This is a genomic window from Roseibium limicola (assembly GCF_017313085.1).
Taxonomy (GTDB): Bacteria; Pseudomonadota; Alphaproteobacteria; order Rhizobiales; family Stappiaceae; genus Roseibium; species Roseibium limicola.
This window is the reverse complement of the sequence record NZ_JAFLNF010000010.1, coordinates 59,451-78,132: the sequence shown is the minus strand read 5'-3', so window position 1 is coordinate 78,132 and position 18,682 is coordinate 59,451. Positions and strand designations below refer to the sequence as shown.

Here is an 18,682-nt window from a genome sequence, read left to right as displayed (position 1 = left end):
CAAGCCCCCGCGTGACACAGGCAAGCCCGCAAAAAACAAACCCATAAACGCGGACAATCGCCACAAAGCAAAAGCTTAAAAAACAAACCCGCCGGAAATCGACGGGTTTGTCAGCAGTCTGAGCCCGGCAAATTGCCGGGCTTTTGCTTTTCAAACCTTCTGGCTTCTGAAACACTCCAACAAACAGAGGGAACACCATGACAGAACACCTGAAAATCCAAACGACACTCGCCTCCAAAGGCGCTCTTCGGGTCGGACTCAACATGGCCAACAAGCTTCTGATCAGTGGCACCCAGGAAAATGGAACTCCGTTTGGTGTGTCTCCCGATGTCGGCAAGGCGATTGCCGACCGTCTGGGCATGCCTGTCATCTACGTCCCTTACCCGTCGCCCGGCGCTGTCGCCGATGGCGCGGAGAAGGACGAGTGGGACATTGCCAACATCGGGGCAGAGCCTGAACGGGCAGAAACGATCCTCTTCACCAAGGCCTATTGCGAGATCGAAGCGACCTATCTGGTGCCTGGAGGCTCGCCCTTCCAGACAGCAGCAGACGTCGACAGCACCGGAACGCGCATCGCGGTGAAGGACCGTTCGGCCTATGGCCTGTGGCTCAAGCGGAATATCAAGAATGCCGAGTTGGTGCTGATCGATCCCTCGGAAGATCCCTTTCTGACCTTCGAAAGCGAAGGTTTGGACGCGCTCTCAGGACTGCGCACCGGTCTGCAAAACGATCTCAAGCGTTTTCCGGGCGGGCGGCTTCTTGACGGCTCGTTCACGACCGTTCAACAGGCCGTCGGCACCCCGAAGAAGAATGCCGTTGCCGCGAATTGGCTGGAGCAGACGGTTCTCGACCTGAAACAGTCGGGCGAGATCCAGAGCTTTATCGACAACCACAAGGTCGTCGGGCTGTCCCTCGCCCCGTTGTAAGGTCTAGCAGCGGCCTCCGGGCCTTTAGTAGCCGAGGTGTTTGAGCTGGTCGACCGACGCGGGAAAATCCACATTGGGCGTTCTGGAAATCACCTCCAGAACGCAGCTCTTCTGATAACCACATTCGGACAGCACCTGTGGAAAGGCCGAGAAGTCCATGTCGCCCGCACCGATGGGATCGTGCTTGTAGGTTGCCCGCGTGGTGTCGGACAAATGCATCAACCCGAGGCGCGGTGCGACTGTCCGCAATCCTTCCACCGGGTCTTCTCCGATGAACCAGCCGTTGGTGACGTCGTAGCAGATCTTCAGCCTGTCTTCGCCGTAACGGGCCAGAAGGTCCATCATGCCCTTGGCATCGGGCACAAAGGCAAACGGCATGTTTTCGAGGTAAATCTCGATTCCGTGATCCAGAGCGACAGCCATTAGTCGGTCCAGAGACGAGAAAAAATGTCCTTCAAGCACCTCACGTGACAACGGGAACAACGGATTGGCCTTGCCCGGCCCAAGGATCAAGGCCGGAGCGCCGAGAACAGCTGCCATCTCGATAAAACGCTCGTTCAGGCCAAGGCTGACCTCGCGCATTTCAGCGCTGGCCGCCGTGATGTTCAATTCCACATTTGATGTGTTGACGCTGGTCAGGCGGATGCCTGTGTCATCCAGGGCACGACGAACGGCTGCCAGTTCCGCCCCCTCATCACTGACCCAGAGATGACCGGGGAAAAGCATCTGCTCGACTTCCCGAACTCCCTGATCGGCGAGGTAATGCAGGCACTCCGAGGCCCGCATTGTCTGGGTGAAGGAATAGGTGTTGATGCCGAACGTCGCGCCGATGGATGTCATGCTGTTTTCCTTGCCGGTTGCGCCGCCCGGTGAACCTTGCGTTCAGCGGCATACAGGACCAGTGCGCCAAAGCGGTAGATACCGTGAACGAACTTGCCGTAGGGCATGGTCAGGAACAGCGCGAAGACAACGCCAAGGTGCAGGGACAGCGTCAGCCCCATGAGCGGCGTTTCCCGCAAAGCCATCAGCAACAGTCCGCTGAGGCCGGTGGTGAAGAGCATCAAGAGGAAGGCTGCTTCCATGCCTTTGGCTGCAGCATCCTTCAGATCGTCGTGACGCTTTGCCTTGGCGTGAGCAAGACCAACCGGCCCGATCACCAACCCGATACCACCCAGAATGCCGAAGAGCTTCGGCAGGGAGAACAACTCGTAAGGCGCTTCCCACCCAAAGGCATAGTGGTAGATGGTGCCCGTCGTTGTAGCGGCAAAGCACAGCATGAAGCCGTAGAATGTCAGGTGATGATAGAATCGGCGATTGTCGCTCGGCTTTTCATCTTCATTATAGCAACCCACACCGCCGCCATCGAGATACCGCAGCTGACCGGCATCTTTCATTGCCTGCCAGAGAGAGGGGATCTGCCCTGCTGAAACACTGGCCGCGCCGATATCCTTCCAGTACGCCCTGACCCCCATGGTCATCGCGATGATCATGTAGAGGAAGACAGCGCCAAACAGCCCGGCCATGACATTGTGTGGCATCAGACGATAGAAACTGCCGCCCTTGAACAGCACTTCCGGATCATGCCAGAGAGCGAAACCGAGAATGAAGGCTGCAACGCTGAGGGCCGCAATGACCGTGATGGCCAGGCCATTGCGATTGAACAGCGGCTGAAAGGCCTTTGGCCAAGCGTAAGACTGATAGCTGTCGGCCCGAACCTTGGCCAGGGTCTGTGGCACATTGACGTTGAACTCATGCGGCGGCGAGAACTGGCAATCCTGATAACAGGCACCACAGGAGTGACAAAGGTTGGCGAGATAATTCAGATCGCCTTCCTCGAAACTGCGGCGCAGCTCCATGGCAGGAAAGACAGCGCAAAGCCCTTCGCAATAACGGCAGGAGTTGCACACCGTCATCAGCCTTGCGGCTTCCTTCAGGTGGTCGGTGGACAGGTTGTCCGAAAACCGGGGATCTTGCTCAAACATGGGTGGCTGCCCCCTCTCCTGCGAGTTTTCCAAAAACGGATCCAATTGTCATGCCGATACCAGCGGCATAGCCCTTGCCGAGCACATTGCCCGCCATGATTTCACCGGCCGCATACATGTTGTCGGCCTTGCCGCCGCCCTGCAGCAGCATGCGCGCGTCTTCATCGACACGCGTGCCAAGATAGGTAAACGTGATGCCCGGACGCACCGGATAGGCATAATACGGCGGGTCTTCCAGCTTTCGCGCCCAATGGGTCTTCTCGATGGCCAGACCTTTGGTGTGGCAGTCATCGAAGACCGTATGGTCAAACGTGCCTGGCTGAACTGCTTCATTGAACCCACCGACGGTCGCCTCCAGCTGCTCAACCGGCAGCTCGAGCTTCTGCGCCAGTTCTGCGATGGAATTTGCTTCGATCGGCGCAAACAGCGACGGCATGAAGCTTTTCAGCGATTTGGCATCGAAGATGATGTAGGAAATCTGGTCGGGCTGGGCAGCCACAAGGCGGCCCCAGATGGCATAGCGCTTGGGCCAGAAGTCCTCGCCCTCGTCGTAGAACCGCTCGGCCAGTTTGTTGACGACGATGCCGAAGACGACGCAGTCTAGCCGGGTAATGATACCGCCGTCGAATTTCGGCGCCCGGGCATCAATTGCCACGGCATGACACTGGGTCGGATCGCCAATCGGCTCCACGCCCTTGTCGAGCAGCAGACGCAGCACATCACCGCGATTGTAAGGCGTGCCGCGGATGAGGAAGTTTTCGGCAACGTCGCCCCAACCTTCCTTCAACCATTCGATATTGGCCTCAAACCCGCCTGCAGCTGCCACCAACGACTTGGCATGAATGCGCAGAGGCTTGCCTTCATGACGTGCCAGTGCCGACTTGAAATGGCCGTCAACAATGTCGAGGTCCGTCACCGGCGTTTCGTACATGACCTTGATGCCCAGCTCCTCCGCCGTCTTGTAGAGCGCATTGAGCATTGCCCGGCCACCGCCGAGGAAGAAGGAATTTGTCCGGCCCAGGCTGAGCGTTCCGCCAAGCGACGGCTGGAACCGAACGCCCTGTTCGGCGATCCAGGTCAGCATGTCCTTGGACTTGGCGATCATGTGCTTCGCCAGCTTTTCGTCGGTATTGCCTTCGGTCACCCGCAGAAGATCGTCCCAGAACTCTTCTTCCGAATAGGGGCCGGTCAGGGTTTCCGTCGCTGCATCGTGGGCGCAGCGCATGTTTCGGGTGTGCCGCGTGTTGCCGCCACGATAAAACATCGGCGCTTTTTCCACGATCAGAACATCCGCCCCCAGGCGCTTGGCTGCGATTGCTGCGCAAAGGGCTGCATTGCCACCGCCGACGACCAGTACATCGACGTGGATCTCCCCGTCCTTCATGGGTAACTCCTCTCTCGCCCCGGATTTCGAGGCTTTCTCTCTGTCGCCGTGTGTCGCATATCTTGCATTAGGATACAATAGTATACTAAATTGATTTTGAGGCTGAATGGCGGCTTTAAACGCCAATTCCGGCGCTTCATCGGAAGTCGGGCTATGGCCAACGCCGTCTTTGCCTTAAGAAGATTGCAAACCACCAGACAGACACGTGAGCCGCTCCTTGACCGACCCTGCCCAGATGACACTGCCGACCTCCGAACGTGGACGCGGCGAAAACTCGCGCGGCAGCAAGGTCTACCGCCAACTTCTGGACCGGATGCGCAGTGGCGACCTGAAGCCCGGCGCCCGCATGCGCGAAGATGAGACAGCCGTCGAACTGGAGGTCAGCCGCACACCGGTGCGCGAGGCCTTCAACCGGCTGCACGCCCGTGGTCTGGTGGAAAGCACCCGTGGCGGCTGGACCGTGGCGGACCTGAGCCGCAACCAGATCATGGAGCTTTACGCCCTGCGCTCGGTGCTCGAAGGTGCAGCGGCGCGGTTTGCTGCAGAAAACGCCTCCCCCGTCGATCAGGCTTCGCTAAAAATGGCAACGGAAGCCTTTGAGACTGCAGACAACGACGAGAAGACACGGGCGCGTTCCAACATCCGCTTTCATGAGATGATCTATGCTGCCGCGCATAACACCTATCTGATCAAGATGCTGGAAGACCTGAACGATTCGCTGGCGCTGCTGCCCAGCACGACGTTTTCCGTTCCCGGTCGGGCAGAGCGTGCGGTCGAGGAACATCGCAACATCGCTCTGGCAATAGCAGACCGCAATGCCCAGGCGGCCGAAGACGCTGCGCGATTCCACATTTCACAGGCAATGGAAGCCCGGTTGAAAATGCTGTTTGAAAGCTGAGCGGACAGGATCTTGCTCCCTCCCCCTGAAAGCCGGGGCAGTGCTTCCTATATATATTTTACAATCAGCCGGATGACGCCTGCCAGGCCTTGTGCCAGATTGGCGCCATTCAGCCCGGGCATGCGCCTTAGCCAGACCAGTCTGCCAACTCCCCAGTGAGGCACGCAGAGGCGACAGTCAACCACTCCACTTTCAAAGAGGAAACCATGTCCCAGTCTGTACGAACCGAGACCGACTCCTTCGGTGCGCTCGATATTCCGAGCGACAAATATTACGGCGCTCAGACAGCACGTTCCCTGATCAACTTTCCCATCGGCGGCGAAACCATGCCCAAACCGCTGGTCCATGCGCTTGGCATTATCAAACAGGCCGCCGCCCATGTGAACACAGCGCAAGGCAAGCTTGATCCGAAGCTTTCGGAGGCCATTGCTCAGGCGGCTGCCGAAGTTTCTTCGGGCAAGTTCGACGATCACTTTCCATTGGTCGTCTGGCAGACCGGCTCAGGAACCCAATCCAACATGAATGCCAATGAGGTCATCGCCAATCGGGCGATCGAGATCCTCGGCGGCGAGATTGGTACCAAAACGCCGGTCCACCCCAATGATCACTGCAACATGAGCCAGTCGTCGAACGACACGTTTCCGACAGCCATGCATATTTCAGCTGCCCGTGAGATCACCGGCAACCTGATCCCGGCGCTGACGCATCTGCAAGCGGCGCTGGCTGCAAAAGCGACGGAGTGGGCGGACATCGTCAAGATCGGCCGCACCCACACCCAGGATGCAACCCCACTGACGCTTGGCCAGGAATTCTCCGGCTATGCAGCGCAGTTGGAGATGGGGATCCGCCGGGTTATCCAGGCGCTCGACGGGCTGTATGAACTGGCCCAGGGTGGCACGGCTGTCGGCACCGGCTTGAACACCAAGGTCGGATTTGCCGCAGACTTTGCAGCAGAAGTCGCAGAGATCACCGGCCTGCCCTTCCGCACAGCACCGAACAAGTTCGAAGCGCTGGCTGCCCATGATGCTTATGTCTACGCGCACGGCGCACTGAACACGGTTGCGACCTCCCTGTTCAAGATCGCCAACGACATGCGCTTTCTCGGTTCCGGCCCGCGCTCAGGGCTCGGCGAATTGTCGCTGCCGGAGAACGAACCGGGCTCGTCGATCATGCCCGGCAAGGTCAATCCGACCCAGTGTGAGGCCATGACCATGGTCTGCACCCAGGTACATGGCAACCAGGCAACCATCTCCTTTGCCGGAAGCCAGGGTCATTTCGAGCTGAATGTCTACAAGCCGGTGATGGCCAATGCCATGCTGCAGTCGATCAAGCTGCTGGCCGATGCCAGCGTCAGCTTCGCCGACCGCTGCGTTTCCGGCACCACGGCCAACGAGGACAACATCAAGGCCTTGATGGAGCGTTCGCTGATGCTGGTCACGGCACTGGCTCCGGCCATCGGCTACGACAAAGCCACCGAGATCGCCAAGACTGCGCACAAGAACGGCACGTCGCTGCGCCAGGAAGCGCTGGCTCTCGGCTATGTGACGGAAAAAGAGTTCGACAAGCTGGTCCGCCCCGACCTGATGATCGGGCCCAGCAACTGACCTCGCTCCCTCAAGAGCCCCCGACCGCATGGCCGGGGGCGAACTCTTGCCTTTCCCCCTTTTCCCTCAGATCCATCACCGCACCACCCGGCATCTTCCCGAGTCCCCGTTGACTAAACAGGTGGAAAAGCTTGGTTCCGCCTCCGAAAGCGGCTAAGTCTTTGCGCCTGTATTGAGTTTAAGAAGATATTCGGAGCGGATTTCATGAAGGGGATTATTCTCGCAGGCGGCAGTGGCACGCGGCTGTACCCGATCACGCGCAGCACCTCCAAGCAGCTGCTGCCGATTTACGACAAACCGATGATCTTTTACCCGATCAGTGCGCTGATGCTGGCGGGCATCCGCGACATCCTCATCATCACGACGCCGCACGACGCTTCCGCCTTTGAAAATCTGCTCGAAGACGGTTCCCGCTGGGGCATCAACATCAGCTATGCCGTCCAGCCAAGCCCGGACGGCTTGGCGCAAGCATTCCTGATCGGAGAGGCCTTCATCGGCGGCGATTCCTGCGCGCTGGCGCTTGGCGATAACATTTTTTACGGCCATGGCCTGACAGAGAAACTGGAACGCGCCGCACAGCGCACGACGGGGGCGACAGTCTTCGGCTATGAAGTGCGCGATCCTGAGCGGTTTGGCGTGGTCGCCTTCGACAAGCAAGGGCGTGCGACGTCGATTGAGGAAAAGCCGCAAGAGCCGAAATCACCCTGGGCTGTCACTGGACTTTACTTTTACGACAAGGACGTTGTCGACGTCGCCAAGGACATCAAACCCAGCCCGCGCGGAGAGCTGGAAATCACCGACGTGAACGCGCATTACCTGACACGGGGCGACCTCCATGTGGAACGCCTTGGCCGAGGCTTTGCCTGGTTCGACACCGGCACCCACGACAGTCTGGTGGAATCCGCCTCTTTCGTGCAGACCATCGAAAAGCGTCAGGGCCACCGCATTGCCGTGCCGGAGGAAATCGCCTTCCAACAGGGCTGGATTTCAAAGGACTTTCTGATTTCTCAGGGCGAGCAACTGAAGAAGAACGGCTATGGCCAGTACCTCCTCAAGGTTGCTTCCGACGCAGAATGAGCTAACGGCTTCTTTCAGGATGATCTCTGCTGAACTGGGAATCGGCCCAGATGCCCGAGCGGCTGGTGCGCGCCTGTCGTTCCATGGCGCCGAGGTCATCGTCCAGAACACCTGAGCCCACAGCAGCGCCAGCTTTCAGCAATTCTTCAGCGAGCGAGCGCCCGACAGCAAGTTCACAGTGGACTATTTTGAACGCGTCCTCGCCTTCCGCAATCGACTTGCAACGAATCTGCTTGCCCGCGATCAGAGTGCGCAGGGCCATCCGTGCGCGCAGCCCACATGCCCATTTTCGGCCAGTTTCCTCGACACAAACCTTCTGTGAGGGCACCGGTGCCAGATAAGCCAGGCGGTGGATCGTTCCATCGACCTGAAACGTCACGCTGTCCGGCGTGCGAACACTCGGCGGGACATAGAGAATATCGGGAAAAGGGTCGCTCTTGCGCCGGTCCTCAATACGCGGCAGATCCTGTTCCGCCCGGTCGACACGCATTGGCTTGGTCGTCCAACGAAGCGGCGCATCGACATTGCGTTGACGAGCCGTCTCAGGCCCCTGCGCGCCTGAGACGTTGGATGACGTCACGAGCAGTGCAAGCAGGGCCGCCCTGCTCAAATGGCGCAGCAGCAAGGTCATCCAGGCAGACAATGACACAAGTCCCTTCCTGTTCCCGAGAGCTGTCCGAACGCTCAGCCCTTGGCGCCCTGCCCGCGTGCATACACATCCTCATAGCGGATGATATCATCCTCGCCGACATAAGAGCCGGTCTGAACCTCGATCAGCACCATCGGCACCTTGCCCGGATTTTCCATGCGATGACGGGCTCCCAGCGGAATGTAGACAGACTGATTTTCCGTCACCAGCTGCTCTTCGCCGTCAATTGTCACCTTGGCAGTGCCTTCGACCACAATCCAGTGCTCGGACCGGTGAAAATGGCTCTGCAGGCTCAAAGCAGCACCCGGATGCACATGAATTCGCTTGACCTGAAACCGCCGGCCCATGACCAGGCTTTCAAACCAGCCCCAGGGCCGGTGGTCCTTCGGAAAATTCGTCGCCTGGACAGAGGACTTGCGCTTCAGCGCATCAACCGCCTTCTTGACGTCCTGGGCGCGTGACATGTCGGCGACCAGAACGGCATCATTCATGGCAATTGCCATGATGTTCTTCAGCCCGATTCCAACGATTTCCAACCGGTCGCTGTCAGAACGCAGGAGAGAGTTCGAGCACTCGATGGCCGTCGCTTCTCCAGAGGTGACGACACCGTTCTCGTCTTGCGTCGATTCGCGCCAGACAGCATCCCAGCCACCGAGATCCGACCAACCGTCGGCGAAGGGCACAACCGCAAGGTTTGACGCTCGCTCCATCACCGCATAATCGATGGAAATATCCTGTGCCTGCGACCACGGATCAGCAGCCAATCTGAGAAAACCCAGATCGCTTTGAGCCTCGGTCACTGCGGCACCGACCGGGTCTATCAGATCTGCGGCGTGGGTTTTGAAAGCCGCAATGATATCAGTGGCCTTGAACAGGAAAATTCCCGCATTCCAGAGGAAAGTTCCTGCTGTCACCATCTCGTCGGCACGTGCGGCATCGGGCTTCTCGACAAAGCGCTTCAGATCAATCGGCGTGCCTTCGGTTCCAGGTTGCGCGGATAATTCCAGATAACCGTAGGCGGTCTCGGCATGGGTCGGTTTGATGCCGAATGTCACCAGCTTTCCGGCATCGACAGACGAGAGCCCCTTGGAAACCGCATTATGAAAGGCCTCGGTATTCGGGACCACATGGTCGGAAGGCGCCACCAGAAGCGTCGCATCCGGGTCTTTGGCATGAAGATAGAGAGCTGCGGCCAGTACGGCAGGTGCGGTGTTGCGGCCCTCCGGCTCGATCAAGACGGCACCGGGATCGATGCCGGCAGCGGCCAGCTGTTCTGTCACGATAAAACGAAAGTCGGATCCGGTGATCACCACCGGTGGAGCGAAGGTCAGCGACGCACTGGTAGACAATCGTTTGGCCGACGCCTGAAAAAGAGTTTCCTCACCAACCAACGGGACGAACTGCTTCGGATAGGACTTGCGCGACAACGGCCACAAGCGCGTCCCGGCTCCACCGCACAAAATGACAGGATAAAGCATTAAAAGTTCTCCAAGCCGCAAGCGCGGCTTTCTTCTGACGCGTTTGCTGAGGGCGGCAAAATGATTCCGACACCCAACCTAAGCAGTTTTTCCATGGTCTTATGCCTGCCAGACTTAGCGGCCAAGCCTTGGAAAACCGTAAATGAACCACCAGTCTTTCTGTCGCATGGCAAGCGCGGCTATAGAATGACACTTCAGGCTCAACAACCACACCACTCATGACCGACCGAAGGAAGGAATGGCGAATCTCGGTAAGCCGTTTCACCCTCTTGCCATTCATGGTATCGGTCGCGCCAGCATCCTCATCTACCAAAAGATTTCGCTCTGATCATGAAAACAGCTCTGGTTACCGGCTCCGCCGGCTTCATCGGCTTTTTTGTTTGTCGCCGCCTGTTGCAGGACGGCTTTCGGGTCATCGGCCTGGACGCGATGACAGACTATTACGATGTGTCACTGAAAGAGCGTCGTCACCAGATGTTGATGCAGCACGAAAGCTTTACGCCGATCTGCGACAGGGTCGAAGCGCCCGGGCTTTTGATGGACCTGTTTGCCGAGCACAGGCCGGATGTGGTCGTCCATCTGGCCGCCCAGGCCGGCGTGCGCTACTCGATTGAAAATCCGCGTTCTTATCTTGAGAGCAACATCACCGGCACCTTCGAGCTGCTGGAAGCCGCACGCGCCTATCCACCGGCGCATATGCTGCTGGCCTCAACATCGTCAGCCTATGGCGCCAACACGGAAATGCCTTACCGGGAGACCGACAAGGCCGACCACCAGATGTCATTCTACGCGGCAACGAAGAAAGCCACGGAGAACATGGCCCATTCCTATGCCCACCTCTATGGACTGCCGGTCACCATGTTCCGCTTCTTCACGGTGTATGGACCATGGGGGCGCCCTGACATGGCCCTGTTCAAGTTCACCAAGGCGATCCTCAACGGCGAGCCTATCGATGTCTACAATCACGGCGACATGAAGCGTGACTTCACCTACATCGAGGACCTTGCCGAAGCCATCCGCCGGCTGATCGATGCACCGCCGGTGCGCCCGGAAAACGCGGAAGTTCGTGACGGCGACAGCCTGTCTCCCGTGGCACCTTGGCGCATCGTCAACATCGGCAATTCCAACAGCGTCCTGCTGACCGACTATATCGAGGCCATCGAGACAGCGACAGGCAAGACGGCGGAACGCAATCTGATGCCGATGCAGGCCGGAGACGTTCCGGCAACCTGGGCCGATGCAAGCCTGTTACAAAGCCTGACCGGCTACCGACCCGCGACGACCGTTCAAGAGGGCGTCGCTCGGTTCGTTGCATGGTACAAAGACTATTATCAGGCCTGATCTCGACAACGGCCTGCGAGGCGCCTGCCACGCGCCGTTTGACCCCCTTCAGAAATCTTGGGCCTCAACCCTTGATCTGCGCAAGTATTTGCCACGGCTTCTGGCAGCGGCAGCCACGTCGTGTAACCGGCATTTTTCACCTTTCTTCAATCACCTGTAGCAAGACGTAGCGTCACTGCAGAATTGCACCCAACGTAAAAACCGCTTACTCAACAAGAGGGCATTCAGGGAGTCGCTGGTCGGTCGGAGGAACCGTTCAGCCTTTCATGCGCGTGAGGAGGACGGGGCATTTATGGTGGATGAGCTGGCCGAACTGAGCCATAGGCTTCACAGCTGGGTGCTGACGGAGGGGTTTCCCCTTTGGTGGGACAAAGGAGCAGCCCCCAATGGCGGTGGGTTTTATGAAGCCCTGGACGCCTATACAACCCCTGACACGATTACCCCGCTTGAGTATCCACGCAGAGCCCGAGTCCAGCCGCGCCAGATCTACTGCTACATCAGCGCCCAGAGACTTGGATGGCAGGGCCCATGGCGCCGGGCGGTAGACCACGGGGTCGGGTTTTACGAAGGTAACTACCGGCTGAAAGACGGAACCTACGCGGCTCTCGTTGACGGCTCTGGCAAGATCCTGAAACGCAACTTCAACCTCTACGATCAGGCTTTTGCGCTTTTTGCCCTGTCGCATATGGCCCAGGCACTGCCGGACCAGACAGAGCAATTTTGCGCCCAGGCCGAGCGTCTGCTGGATGTGCTTTATGCCCGCTTTCACCATTGCCAAGGTGGCTTTCACGAGAGTGATCCCCCAACTGCTCCGCTGGGCGCCAATCCACATATGCATCTGCTGGAAGCAGCGCTTGCCTGGGAAGAAACCGGTCTGCCACCTGGCCCCAGGTTTGCGCAACTCGCCGATGAGATCGTTGACCTGTGTCTGACGAAATTTATCTCTTCGGAAACGGGTGCCGTGCGGGAGGACTACGACCTGACCTGGCAAGCTTACGACAGTGTTCTCGGCAGGCGCATAGAGCCCGGCCATCAGTTCGAGTGGGCCTGGCTGTTGCTGCGCTGGAGCCTTCGTCGTGATGACCCGAGAATTCTACCAATCGCCCAGAGGCTGTTTTCAAACGCCTCGCATTTCGGTGTCTGCCGTCGCCGTCAGGTGGCAATCATGGCACTTAACGACGATTTTTCTCCACAGGACGAGGTGGCCCGCCTCTGGGCCCAGACCGAGTGGTTGAAGTCTGCCCTGCTGCTGGCACATCTGACCTCCGGCATTGCCCGCAACGCCTATCGGGATCAGGCCATCTCCGCCGGTCGCTCCCTCGAACGCTTTCTCAGCGGGCCAGTACCCGGCACCTGGTACGACAAGATCGACCCGGACGACAGCTACCGAGCGGAGCCCTCCCCGGCCAGCTCATTTTATCACATCATTGGCGCCATCCTCGAGCTGATCCGACTGTCCCCCAGTCTGGCGCGCTAGGATCTTCTGTTCTTTCACTTGAGACTGGGCCATTCTGACCGGCAAAGGCGCGCTTCGCCCCCATCACATAGGATCTCTTCAGGCATGACGCAGAAATTCGACCCCAAGGCTTATGTGGCCGCCATGGCGCCGGTCATTGGTCTGACCATCGAGGATGCATGGCGCCCGGTGGTGGAAGCCAACATCGCAGCGACTGAGAAAGCCGCAGCGCTGGTGATGGAGTTTCCCTTGGAAGACACCGTCCAGCCGGCACCGGTGTTCCAAGCATGAGCGAACTGACCAGACCCTGGACCGCTGCGCGGACCGCCAACGCCGTGCGCAACCGCGAGATTTCGGCGGAAACCGTCGCGAGCAACGCCCTCGAGGTGATCAAGCGCGTCAATCCGCTGGTCAATGCCTTTACCGAAGTCACTTCCGAGCGTGCCCTGCTAGAAGCCCGTTGCGTCGATACGGCATTGGCGGCAGGCCACGACCTGCCATTGGCCGGTGTGCCTTTTGCTGTGAAAAACCTTTACGACGTCGCAGGACAGACAACCCTGGCGGGATCGAGGATCAACCGAGACGCGCCCGCAGCCACTGCGGATGGGCACCTGGTGAGCAAGCTGAAGGCTTCCGGCGCCATCCTTACAGGTTGCTTGAATATGGGCGAATATGCCTATGATTTTACGGGAGAAAATTCTCACGACGGAACGTGCAAAAACCCACATGACCTGACCCGGATGACGGGTGGTTCGTCCAGCGGCTCGGCCTCGGCGGCCGCCAGCGGCATGGTTCCAGTCACGCTTGGCTCCGATACCAACGGCTCCATCCGCGTGCCGGCGTCGTTTTGCGGGTTGTTCGGGCTGAAGCCGACATTTGGCCGGCTGTCGCGCGCGGGAACCTTTCCCTTCGTTGCCAATCTCGACCACCTGGGCCCGTTAACGCGCTCGGCGGAAGATCTGGCCCTGGTCTATGACGTTCTGCAAGGGCTGGACCCGGCTGATCCGTGGCAAGCCAGCCGAACGACGCAACCGACCCTGCCGGAGCTTCCCAAAGGTCCGGACGGCCTGAGAATGGCGGTCGCGGGTGGGTTTTTCCGGCAGATGGGCGAACCGGAAGCCTTTGATGCGGTGGATCTGGTCGCCCGAGCGCTCGGCATCTCGGAAGAAATCGATATTCCCGAGGCGGCCCGAGCGCGTGCGGCCGCCTATGTCATCACTACAGCCGAATCCTCGACGCTGCTGCTCGACAAGATTCGCTCCCGCCCGCAGGATTTCGATCCGGACACGCGGGACCGGTTCATTTCCGGCACCATGGTTCCGGCGGTCTGGCTGCAGCAGGCGCATCGCTTTCGCAGCTGGTTCCGCGACATGATGCGCGAGATCTTCAAGAGCGTCGATATCCTGCTGGCCCCGGCAACGCCCTTTCACGCGCTGAAGTCCGGCACCCGGACGATGACCTTGAATGGTCAGGAAATGCTGGCACGGCCCAACATCGGTCTGTTCACGCAGCCGATCTCCTTCATCGGCCTGCCCGTGGCCACGGTGCCCGTCTGGCTTGACGGGGCAGCACTTCCCATTGGTGTGCAGGTGATAGCACCGGCCTGGCGGGAGGATCTCGCTCTGCGGGTCGCGCATCACCTTCAAGAAATGGGGACGGTCCAAGCACCTGTCGCTGATCTCTAGGCTTCCCCCCTGTGACACCGCGACAGACTGCGGACTGGCACTGTCATTTGTGGGTGACAGCGGCCACACAGATCCGCGTCAGTGCGCCCAAAGGGCGGGCAGTGAGTGCATAGAAATCCCGCAGGCGAAAGAATGCGGATCCGCATAAGATCCGGCCAACATCCAATCCCAAATCTGGAGCGCCTGACATGACGGCCACACGCACCCAGCCCGATCTCTCTGTGGAAGCCCAGATCGTCCACGATTATCTGGAAGCATCGATGAAGCCCGATCCTGACCTGGCTGCAACCTTCGTCGCCGACGATGTGGTCATCACATTTACCGGTGGACGGGTCTTCTCGCATCCCTCCGGCCCGACCAGCTTTAACGCCACCCGCTACAAGTGGGTGAAAAAGCAGATGGACACCTTTGATGTAGCGCAAGGCGACAACGGCACAGTGGTTTATTCAGTCGGCACGCTCTACGGCGAATGGCCCGATGGAACGCTCTTTGAAGGCAATCGCTATGTCGATCGCTTCGAGGTGAAGAACGGCAAGATCTTCAAGATGGATGTCTGGAATGACAGTGCCGAACGGATCCTCATTCGAAAGGGTATCGAAGCCTGAACCGGCAGAGCCGTTTTGGAAGTGCCTGAGTAACTTTCGTGCCCCCTTGGGTCCCACCTCGAGGGGGCACTTTTTTTCAGATCGGACCGACGCCTTCGATCAGGCGGTCGCCAGATTGGCCAACTTGGACAGAATCGTCGCCGCTCCCTTAAGCCGTGTATCGGTTTTTTCCCATTCGCGCGTCAGCACAACTTTCTGGTCCGGGCGAATTTTCGCCAGCACGCCCTGCTCGGAAATATAGGCAACAAGCGCTGCAGGATTGGGGAACTCGCTATTGCGGAAAGTGATGACAATGCCCTTCGGACCGGCGTCGACCTTCTCGATATTGGCCTTGCGACATAGCCCCTTGATGAAGACGATCCTCAGCAAATGCTGGACTTCTTCCGGCATGTGACCAAAACGGTCGATCATTTCCGCCCCGAAGGCATCAATTTCTTCTGCCTCGGTCAAGTCCCCCAGACGGCGATACAACGTCAGGCGCAATTGAAGGTCCGGAACATAATTGTCCGGGATCAGCACCGGCGTGCCGATGTTGATCTGCGGTGACCATTGTTCCTCGCCAATGTCTTCACCACCATCCTTCAGCTGGGCCACGGCCTCTTCCAGCATCTGCTGGTAAAGCTCAAAACCCACTTCCTTGACGTGGCCGGACTGTTCTTCGCCCAACAGGTTGCCGGCCCCACGAATGTCGAGATCGTGGCTGGCCAACTGGAAGCCAGCCCCCAGGGTTTCCAGCGACTGCAGCACCTTCAGACGGCGCTCTGCCGGCTGAGTCAGTGTCTTGTTGGCGGGCACGGTGAACAGTGCGTAGGCGCGTGTCTTGGAGCGCCCGACGCGGCCGCGCAGCTGGTAGAGCTGAGCCAGCCCGAACATGTCGGCCCGGTGGACAATCAGCGTATTGGCGGTCGGAATATCAAGACCTGATTCCACAATTGTGGTCGACAGAAGCACGTTGTACTTGCCCTCATAGAAGGCGTTCATCACGTCTTCCAGCTCAGTCGGTGGCATCTGGCCATGGGCAACGGCGACCTTCAGCTCCGGCACGCTGTCTTCGAGAAACTGGCGGATGTCGGCCAGATCGGACAGACGCGGACAAACGTAGAAGCTCTGCCCACCGCGGTAATGCTCGCGCAAGAGTGCCTCGCGCACGACGATCGCGTCAAACGGCGAAATAAAGGTCCGCACGGCCAGTCGGTCCACCGGCGGCGTGGCAATCAGCGACAGCTCACGCACGCCGGTCAGAGCCAGCTGCAGGGTCCGTGGGATCGGTGTCGCCGACAGGGTCAACACGTGGATGTCGGACTTCAGCTCTTTCAGGCGCTCCTTGTGCTTGACGCCAAAGTGCTGTTCTTCATCGATGATCAGCAGGCCCAGATCCCTGAACTGGATTGCTTTGCCCAGCAGTGCGTGGGTGCCGACGACGATATCCACCGTGCCTTCGGCAATGCCCTTCTTGGTCTGGGTCAGTTCGCGGGTCGGCACCAGACGCGACGCATGGGCAACATTGATCGGCAGGCCATGAAAGCGCTCCGAGAACGTGCGAAAATGCTGGCGTGACAGCAATGTGGTGGGCACGACGATGGCCACTTGTCGGCCGGACATGGCCGCAACAAAGGCAGCCCGCAGCGCCACTTCGGTCTTGCCGAACCCGACATCGCCGCAGACCAGTCGGTCCATCGGACGCCCGGACGACAGGTCACCGAACACCTGATCGATGGCATTCAACTGATCGTCGGTTTCCTCATAGGGGAAGCGGCTGGCAAATTCCTCGTAGACGCCTTCCGGGGTTTCGACCACCGGTGCGGTCTTCAAGGCGCGCTGCGCAGCCGTCTTGATCAGCCCGTCGGCGATTTCGAGAATGCGCTTCTTCAGCTTGGCCTTGCGCGCCTGCCAGGCACCGCCGCCCAGCCGGTCGAGCTGCGCTTCCATGTCCTCGGAACCGTAACGCGACAGCAGCTCGATGTTTTCCACCGGCAGATACAGCTTGTCGCTGCCGTGGTACTGCAATTCCAGACAGTCATGCGGCGCGCCCAGCGCCTCAACGGTCTTCAGTCCAATAAAGCGGCCAATACCGTGGTCGACGTGAACAACCAGATCGCCTTCGGCCAGTCCCGTGGCCTCGGTGATGACATTGGCGCCCTTGGACTTGCGGCGTGACTTGCGCACCAGGCGGTCGCCGAGAATGTCCTGCTCGCCGATGAAAGCCAGGTCCTTCAGCTCGAACCCATGCTCGATGCCGATCACCGCCAGAGCCGTGGTGCCCTTCGGCAAAGCGTCCACTGCGGCCAGGTCGGAGACCATCACCGCAGCACCCAGCTTGTGATCGTCAAGGATTTGCGCGAGACGGTCCCGCGAGCCTTCCGACCAGCAGGCCAAGATTGTCTTCTTGCCGCCCTTCTTCAGCTCACCAACGTAGGACACCAGCGCGTCGAAGATGTTGACGTCGCCGGCGGCGCGCTCTGCTGCAAAAGAACGCCCCTGGCGCCCCTCCAGCGAGACCACCTGCTTGCCGGAGCCCGGCGGCGGCGTGAAGGGATCGAGCGTGGCGCTTGCCATATCCGCGATCTGCCCCGTCCACTCGACCTCCGTCATGTAGAGCTGATCTGCCGGCAGCGGATTATACGGCACGGTGCCGGTGGAGACGCCGCTCTCGCGCACATCCTGACGCGCCGTGAAATGCTCCTTGATCTGACCGATGCGCTCGTGCAGCACATCCTTGCAGCGGTTGTCGAGAAGCACAGGTGCATCCCCGACATAATCGAACAGGGTTTCCAGCTTCTCATGGAACAGTGGCAGCCAGTGCTCCATCCCGGCGTAACGCCGTCCCTCGGAGATCGACTGGTAGAGAATGTCGTCGCGGGTGGCCGCGCCAAAGTTCGTCAGATAGCCACGACGGAAGCGGGAAATGGCTTCTTCATTGAGCGACAACTCCGACATCGGTGCCAGATCCAGACGTCGAAGCTGCTTGACCGTGCGCTGAGTTTCCGGATCGAACGAGCGGATCGATTCCAGCGTGTCACCAAAGAAGTCCAGACGCACCGGGTCTTCAGCTCCTGGAGCATAGAGATCGACGATCCCCCCGCGTACAGCGTATTCCCCGGTCTCGCGCACGGTTGGCGTGCGGGAAAAGCCGTTGAGCTCCAACCAGGCGGAGATGCCCTTCATGTCGGCCCGGTTGCCCGGAGCCAACGAGAAGGTCTGGGATGACATCCATTCACGTTCTGGCACCCGCTGAACGGCAGCATTGACCGTGGTCAGTAGAACGGTTGGCCGGGTTTCCGGCAGTCCCTTGGCAAGTGCGCCCAGCGCCATCAGGCGGCGGGCGGAAATCGCCGTATTGGGGGAGACCCGGTCATAAGGCAGGCAGTCCCATGCCGGCAGCTGAAGAATATCAACGTTTGCCACGAAGAAGGGCAGCGCCTCGGCGATCATAGACATGCGCGTCGCATCGCGTGCCACAAACACCAATGCCAATCCCTTGCGCTTGCTCTCACTGAGAAGGCGGGCAATCGCATAGGCTTCGACGCCATCCGGCACACTGGCGACAGTCAGATTGGCCTGGTCGTTCAGCAGGCTTTCAAACACGGGTATTTCCTT

16 protein-coding genes are annotated in these 18,682 nt (G+C 59.2%); 9 read left to right on the top strand and 7 right to left on the bottom strand.

The features are described 5' to 3' along the window. Window positions 1-199 (bottom strand): hypothetical protein (locus J0X15_RS19070; RefSeq protein WP_206944365.1); only part of this gene is annotated, 199 nt, incomplete at its 3' end. On the opposite strand from J0X15_RS19070, the gene J0X15_RS19065 reads away from it, so the two are divergent. Continuing rightward, window positions 198-926, top strand: a complete 729-nt coding sequence (locus J0X15_RS19065) for a transporter substrate-binding domain-containing protein (RefSeq protein ID WP_206944363.1) — start codon at window positions 198-200, stop codon at window positions 924-926. The genes J0X15_RS19070 and J0X15_RS19065 overlap by 2 nt on opposite strands. A gap of 24 nt (window positions 927-950) precedes the next feature. Here J0X15_RS19065 and J0X15_RS19060 read toward each other — a convergent pair whose 3' ends face one another. Genes J0X15_RS19060 through tcuA form a run of 3 tightly spaced genes read right to left on the bottom strand, consistent with a single transcriptional unit; the run spans window position 951 to window position 4,292 of the window. Then, complete coding sequence (locus J0X15_RS19060) at window positions 951-1,766, bottom strand: sugar phosphate isomerase/epimerase family protein (protein ID WP_206944360.1); 816 nt, start codon at window positions 1,764-1,766, stop codon at window positions 951-953. Continuing rightward, on the bottom strand, window positions 1,763-2,908 hold the full coding sequence (gene tcuB / locus J0X15_RS19055) for a tricarballylate utilization 4Fe-4S protein TcuB (protein WP_206944358.1): 1,146 nt from the start codon (window positions 2,906-2,908) through the stop codon (window positions 1,763-1,765). Before tcuB ends, J0X15_RS19060 begins: the two co-directional genes overlap by 4 nt. Continuing rightward, window positions 2,901-4,292, bottom strand: a complete 1,392-nt coding sequence (gene tcuA / locus J0X15_RS19050; protein WP_206944350.1) for an FAD-dependent tricarballylate dehydrogenase TcuA — start codon at window positions 4,290-4,292, stop codon at window positions 2,901-2,903. Before tcuA ends, tcuB begins: the two co-directional genes overlap by 8 nt. Window positions 4,293-4,497: 205 nt before the next feature. On the opposite strand from tcuA, the gene J0X15_RS19045 reads away from it, so the two are divergent. The 3 genes from J0X15_RS19045 (at window position 4,498) to rfbA (ending at window position 7,871) form a co-directional block, all read left to right on the top strand. After that, window positions 4,498-5,190: a GntR family transcriptional regulator gene (locus J0X15_RS19045; protein ID WP_206944348.1), complete on the top strand. Its 693-nt coding sequence runs from the start codon at window positions 4,498-4,500 to the stop codon at window positions 5,188-5,190. A gap of 206 nt (window positions 5,191-5,396) precedes the next feature. Then, complete coding sequence (gene fumC / locus J0X15_RS19040; RefSeq protein WP_206944346.1) at window positions 5,397-6,794, top strand: class II fumarate hydratase; 1,398 nt, start codon at window positions 5,397-5,399, stop codon at window positions 6,792-6,794. A 204-nt stretch (window positions 6,795-6,998) separates the two neighbouring features. Continuing rightward, entirely contained in the window at window positions 6,999-7,871 is an 873-nt protein-coding gene (gene rfbA / locus J0X15_RS19035; protein ID WP_206944344.1) for a glucose-1-phosphate thymidylyltransferase RfbA, read from the top strand. A gap of 1 nt (window position 7,872) precedes the next feature. Here rfbA and J0X15_RS19030 read toward each other — a convergent pair whose 3' ends face one another. Next, complete coding sequence (locus J0X15_RS19030) at window positions 7,873-8,520, bottom strand: thermonuclease family protein (protein WP_206944335.1); 648 nt, start codon at window positions 8,518-8,520, stop codon at window positions 7,873-7,875. Between the two features lie 35 nt (window positions 8,521-8,555). After that, window positions 8,556-9,998: a mannose-1-phosphate guanylyltransferase/mannose-6-phosphate isomerase gene (locus tag J0X15_RS19025; protein ID WP_206944333.1), complete on the bottom strand. Its 1,443-nt coding sequence runs from the start codon at window positions 9,996-9,998 to the stop codon at window positions 8,556-8,558. Between the two features lie 330 nt (window positions 9,999-10,328). On the opposite strand from J0X15_RS19025, the gene J0X15_RS19020 reads away from it, so the two are divergent. The 5 genes from J0X15_RS19020 (at window position 10,329) to J0X15_RS19000 (ending at window position 15,085) form a co-directional block, all read left to right on the top strand. Next, on the top strand, window positions 10,329-11,339 hold the full coding sequence (locus J0X15_RS19020) for an NAD-dependent epimerase/dehydratase family protein (RefSeq protein ID WP_206944331.1): 1,011 nt from the start codon (window positions 10,329-10,331) through the stop codon (window positions 11,337-11,339). Between the two features lie 292 nt (window positions 11,340-11,631). After that, window positions 11,632-12,816, top strand: coding sequence for an AGE family epimerase/isomerase (locus J0X15_RS19015; protein ID WP_206944330.1), 1,185 nt, complete (start codon window positions 11,632-11,634; stop codon window positions 12,814-12,816). 84 nt (window positions 12,817-12,900) lie between these two features. After that, on the top strand, window positions 12,901-13,086 hold the full coding sequence (locus tag J0X15_RS19010) for a DUF4089 domain-containing protein (protein ID WP_206944328.1): 186 nt from the start codon (window positions 12,901-12,903) through the stop codon (window positions 13,084-13,086). Next, window positions 13,083-14,480: an AtzE family amidohydrolase gene (locus J0X15_RS19005; protein ID WP_206944326.1), complete on the top strand. Its 1,398-nt coding sequence runs from the start codon at window positions 13,083-13,085 to the stop codon at window positions 14,478-14,480. The genes J0X15_RS19010 and J0X15_RS19005 overlap by 4 nt, the downstream gene beginning before the upstream one ends. A 188-nt stretch (window positions 14,481-14,668) precedes the next feature. Continuing rightward, on the top strand, window positions 14,669-15,085 hold the full coding sequence (locus tag J0X15_RS19000) for a nuclear transport factor 2 family protein (protein ID WP_206944324.1): 417 nt from the start codon (window positions 14,669-14,671) through the stop codon (window positions 15,083-15,085). 99 nt (window positions 15,086-15,184) lie between these two features. Here the strand turns inward: J0X15_RS19000 and mfd are convergent, their stop codons facing one another. Next, window positions 15,185-18,670, bottom strand: a complete 3,486-nt coding sequence (gene mfd / locus J0X15_RS18995) for a transcription-repair coupling factor (protein ID WP_206944322.1) — start codon at window positions 18,668-18,670, stop codon at window positions 15,185-15,187. Window positions 18,671-18,682 lie beyond the last annotated feature (12 nt).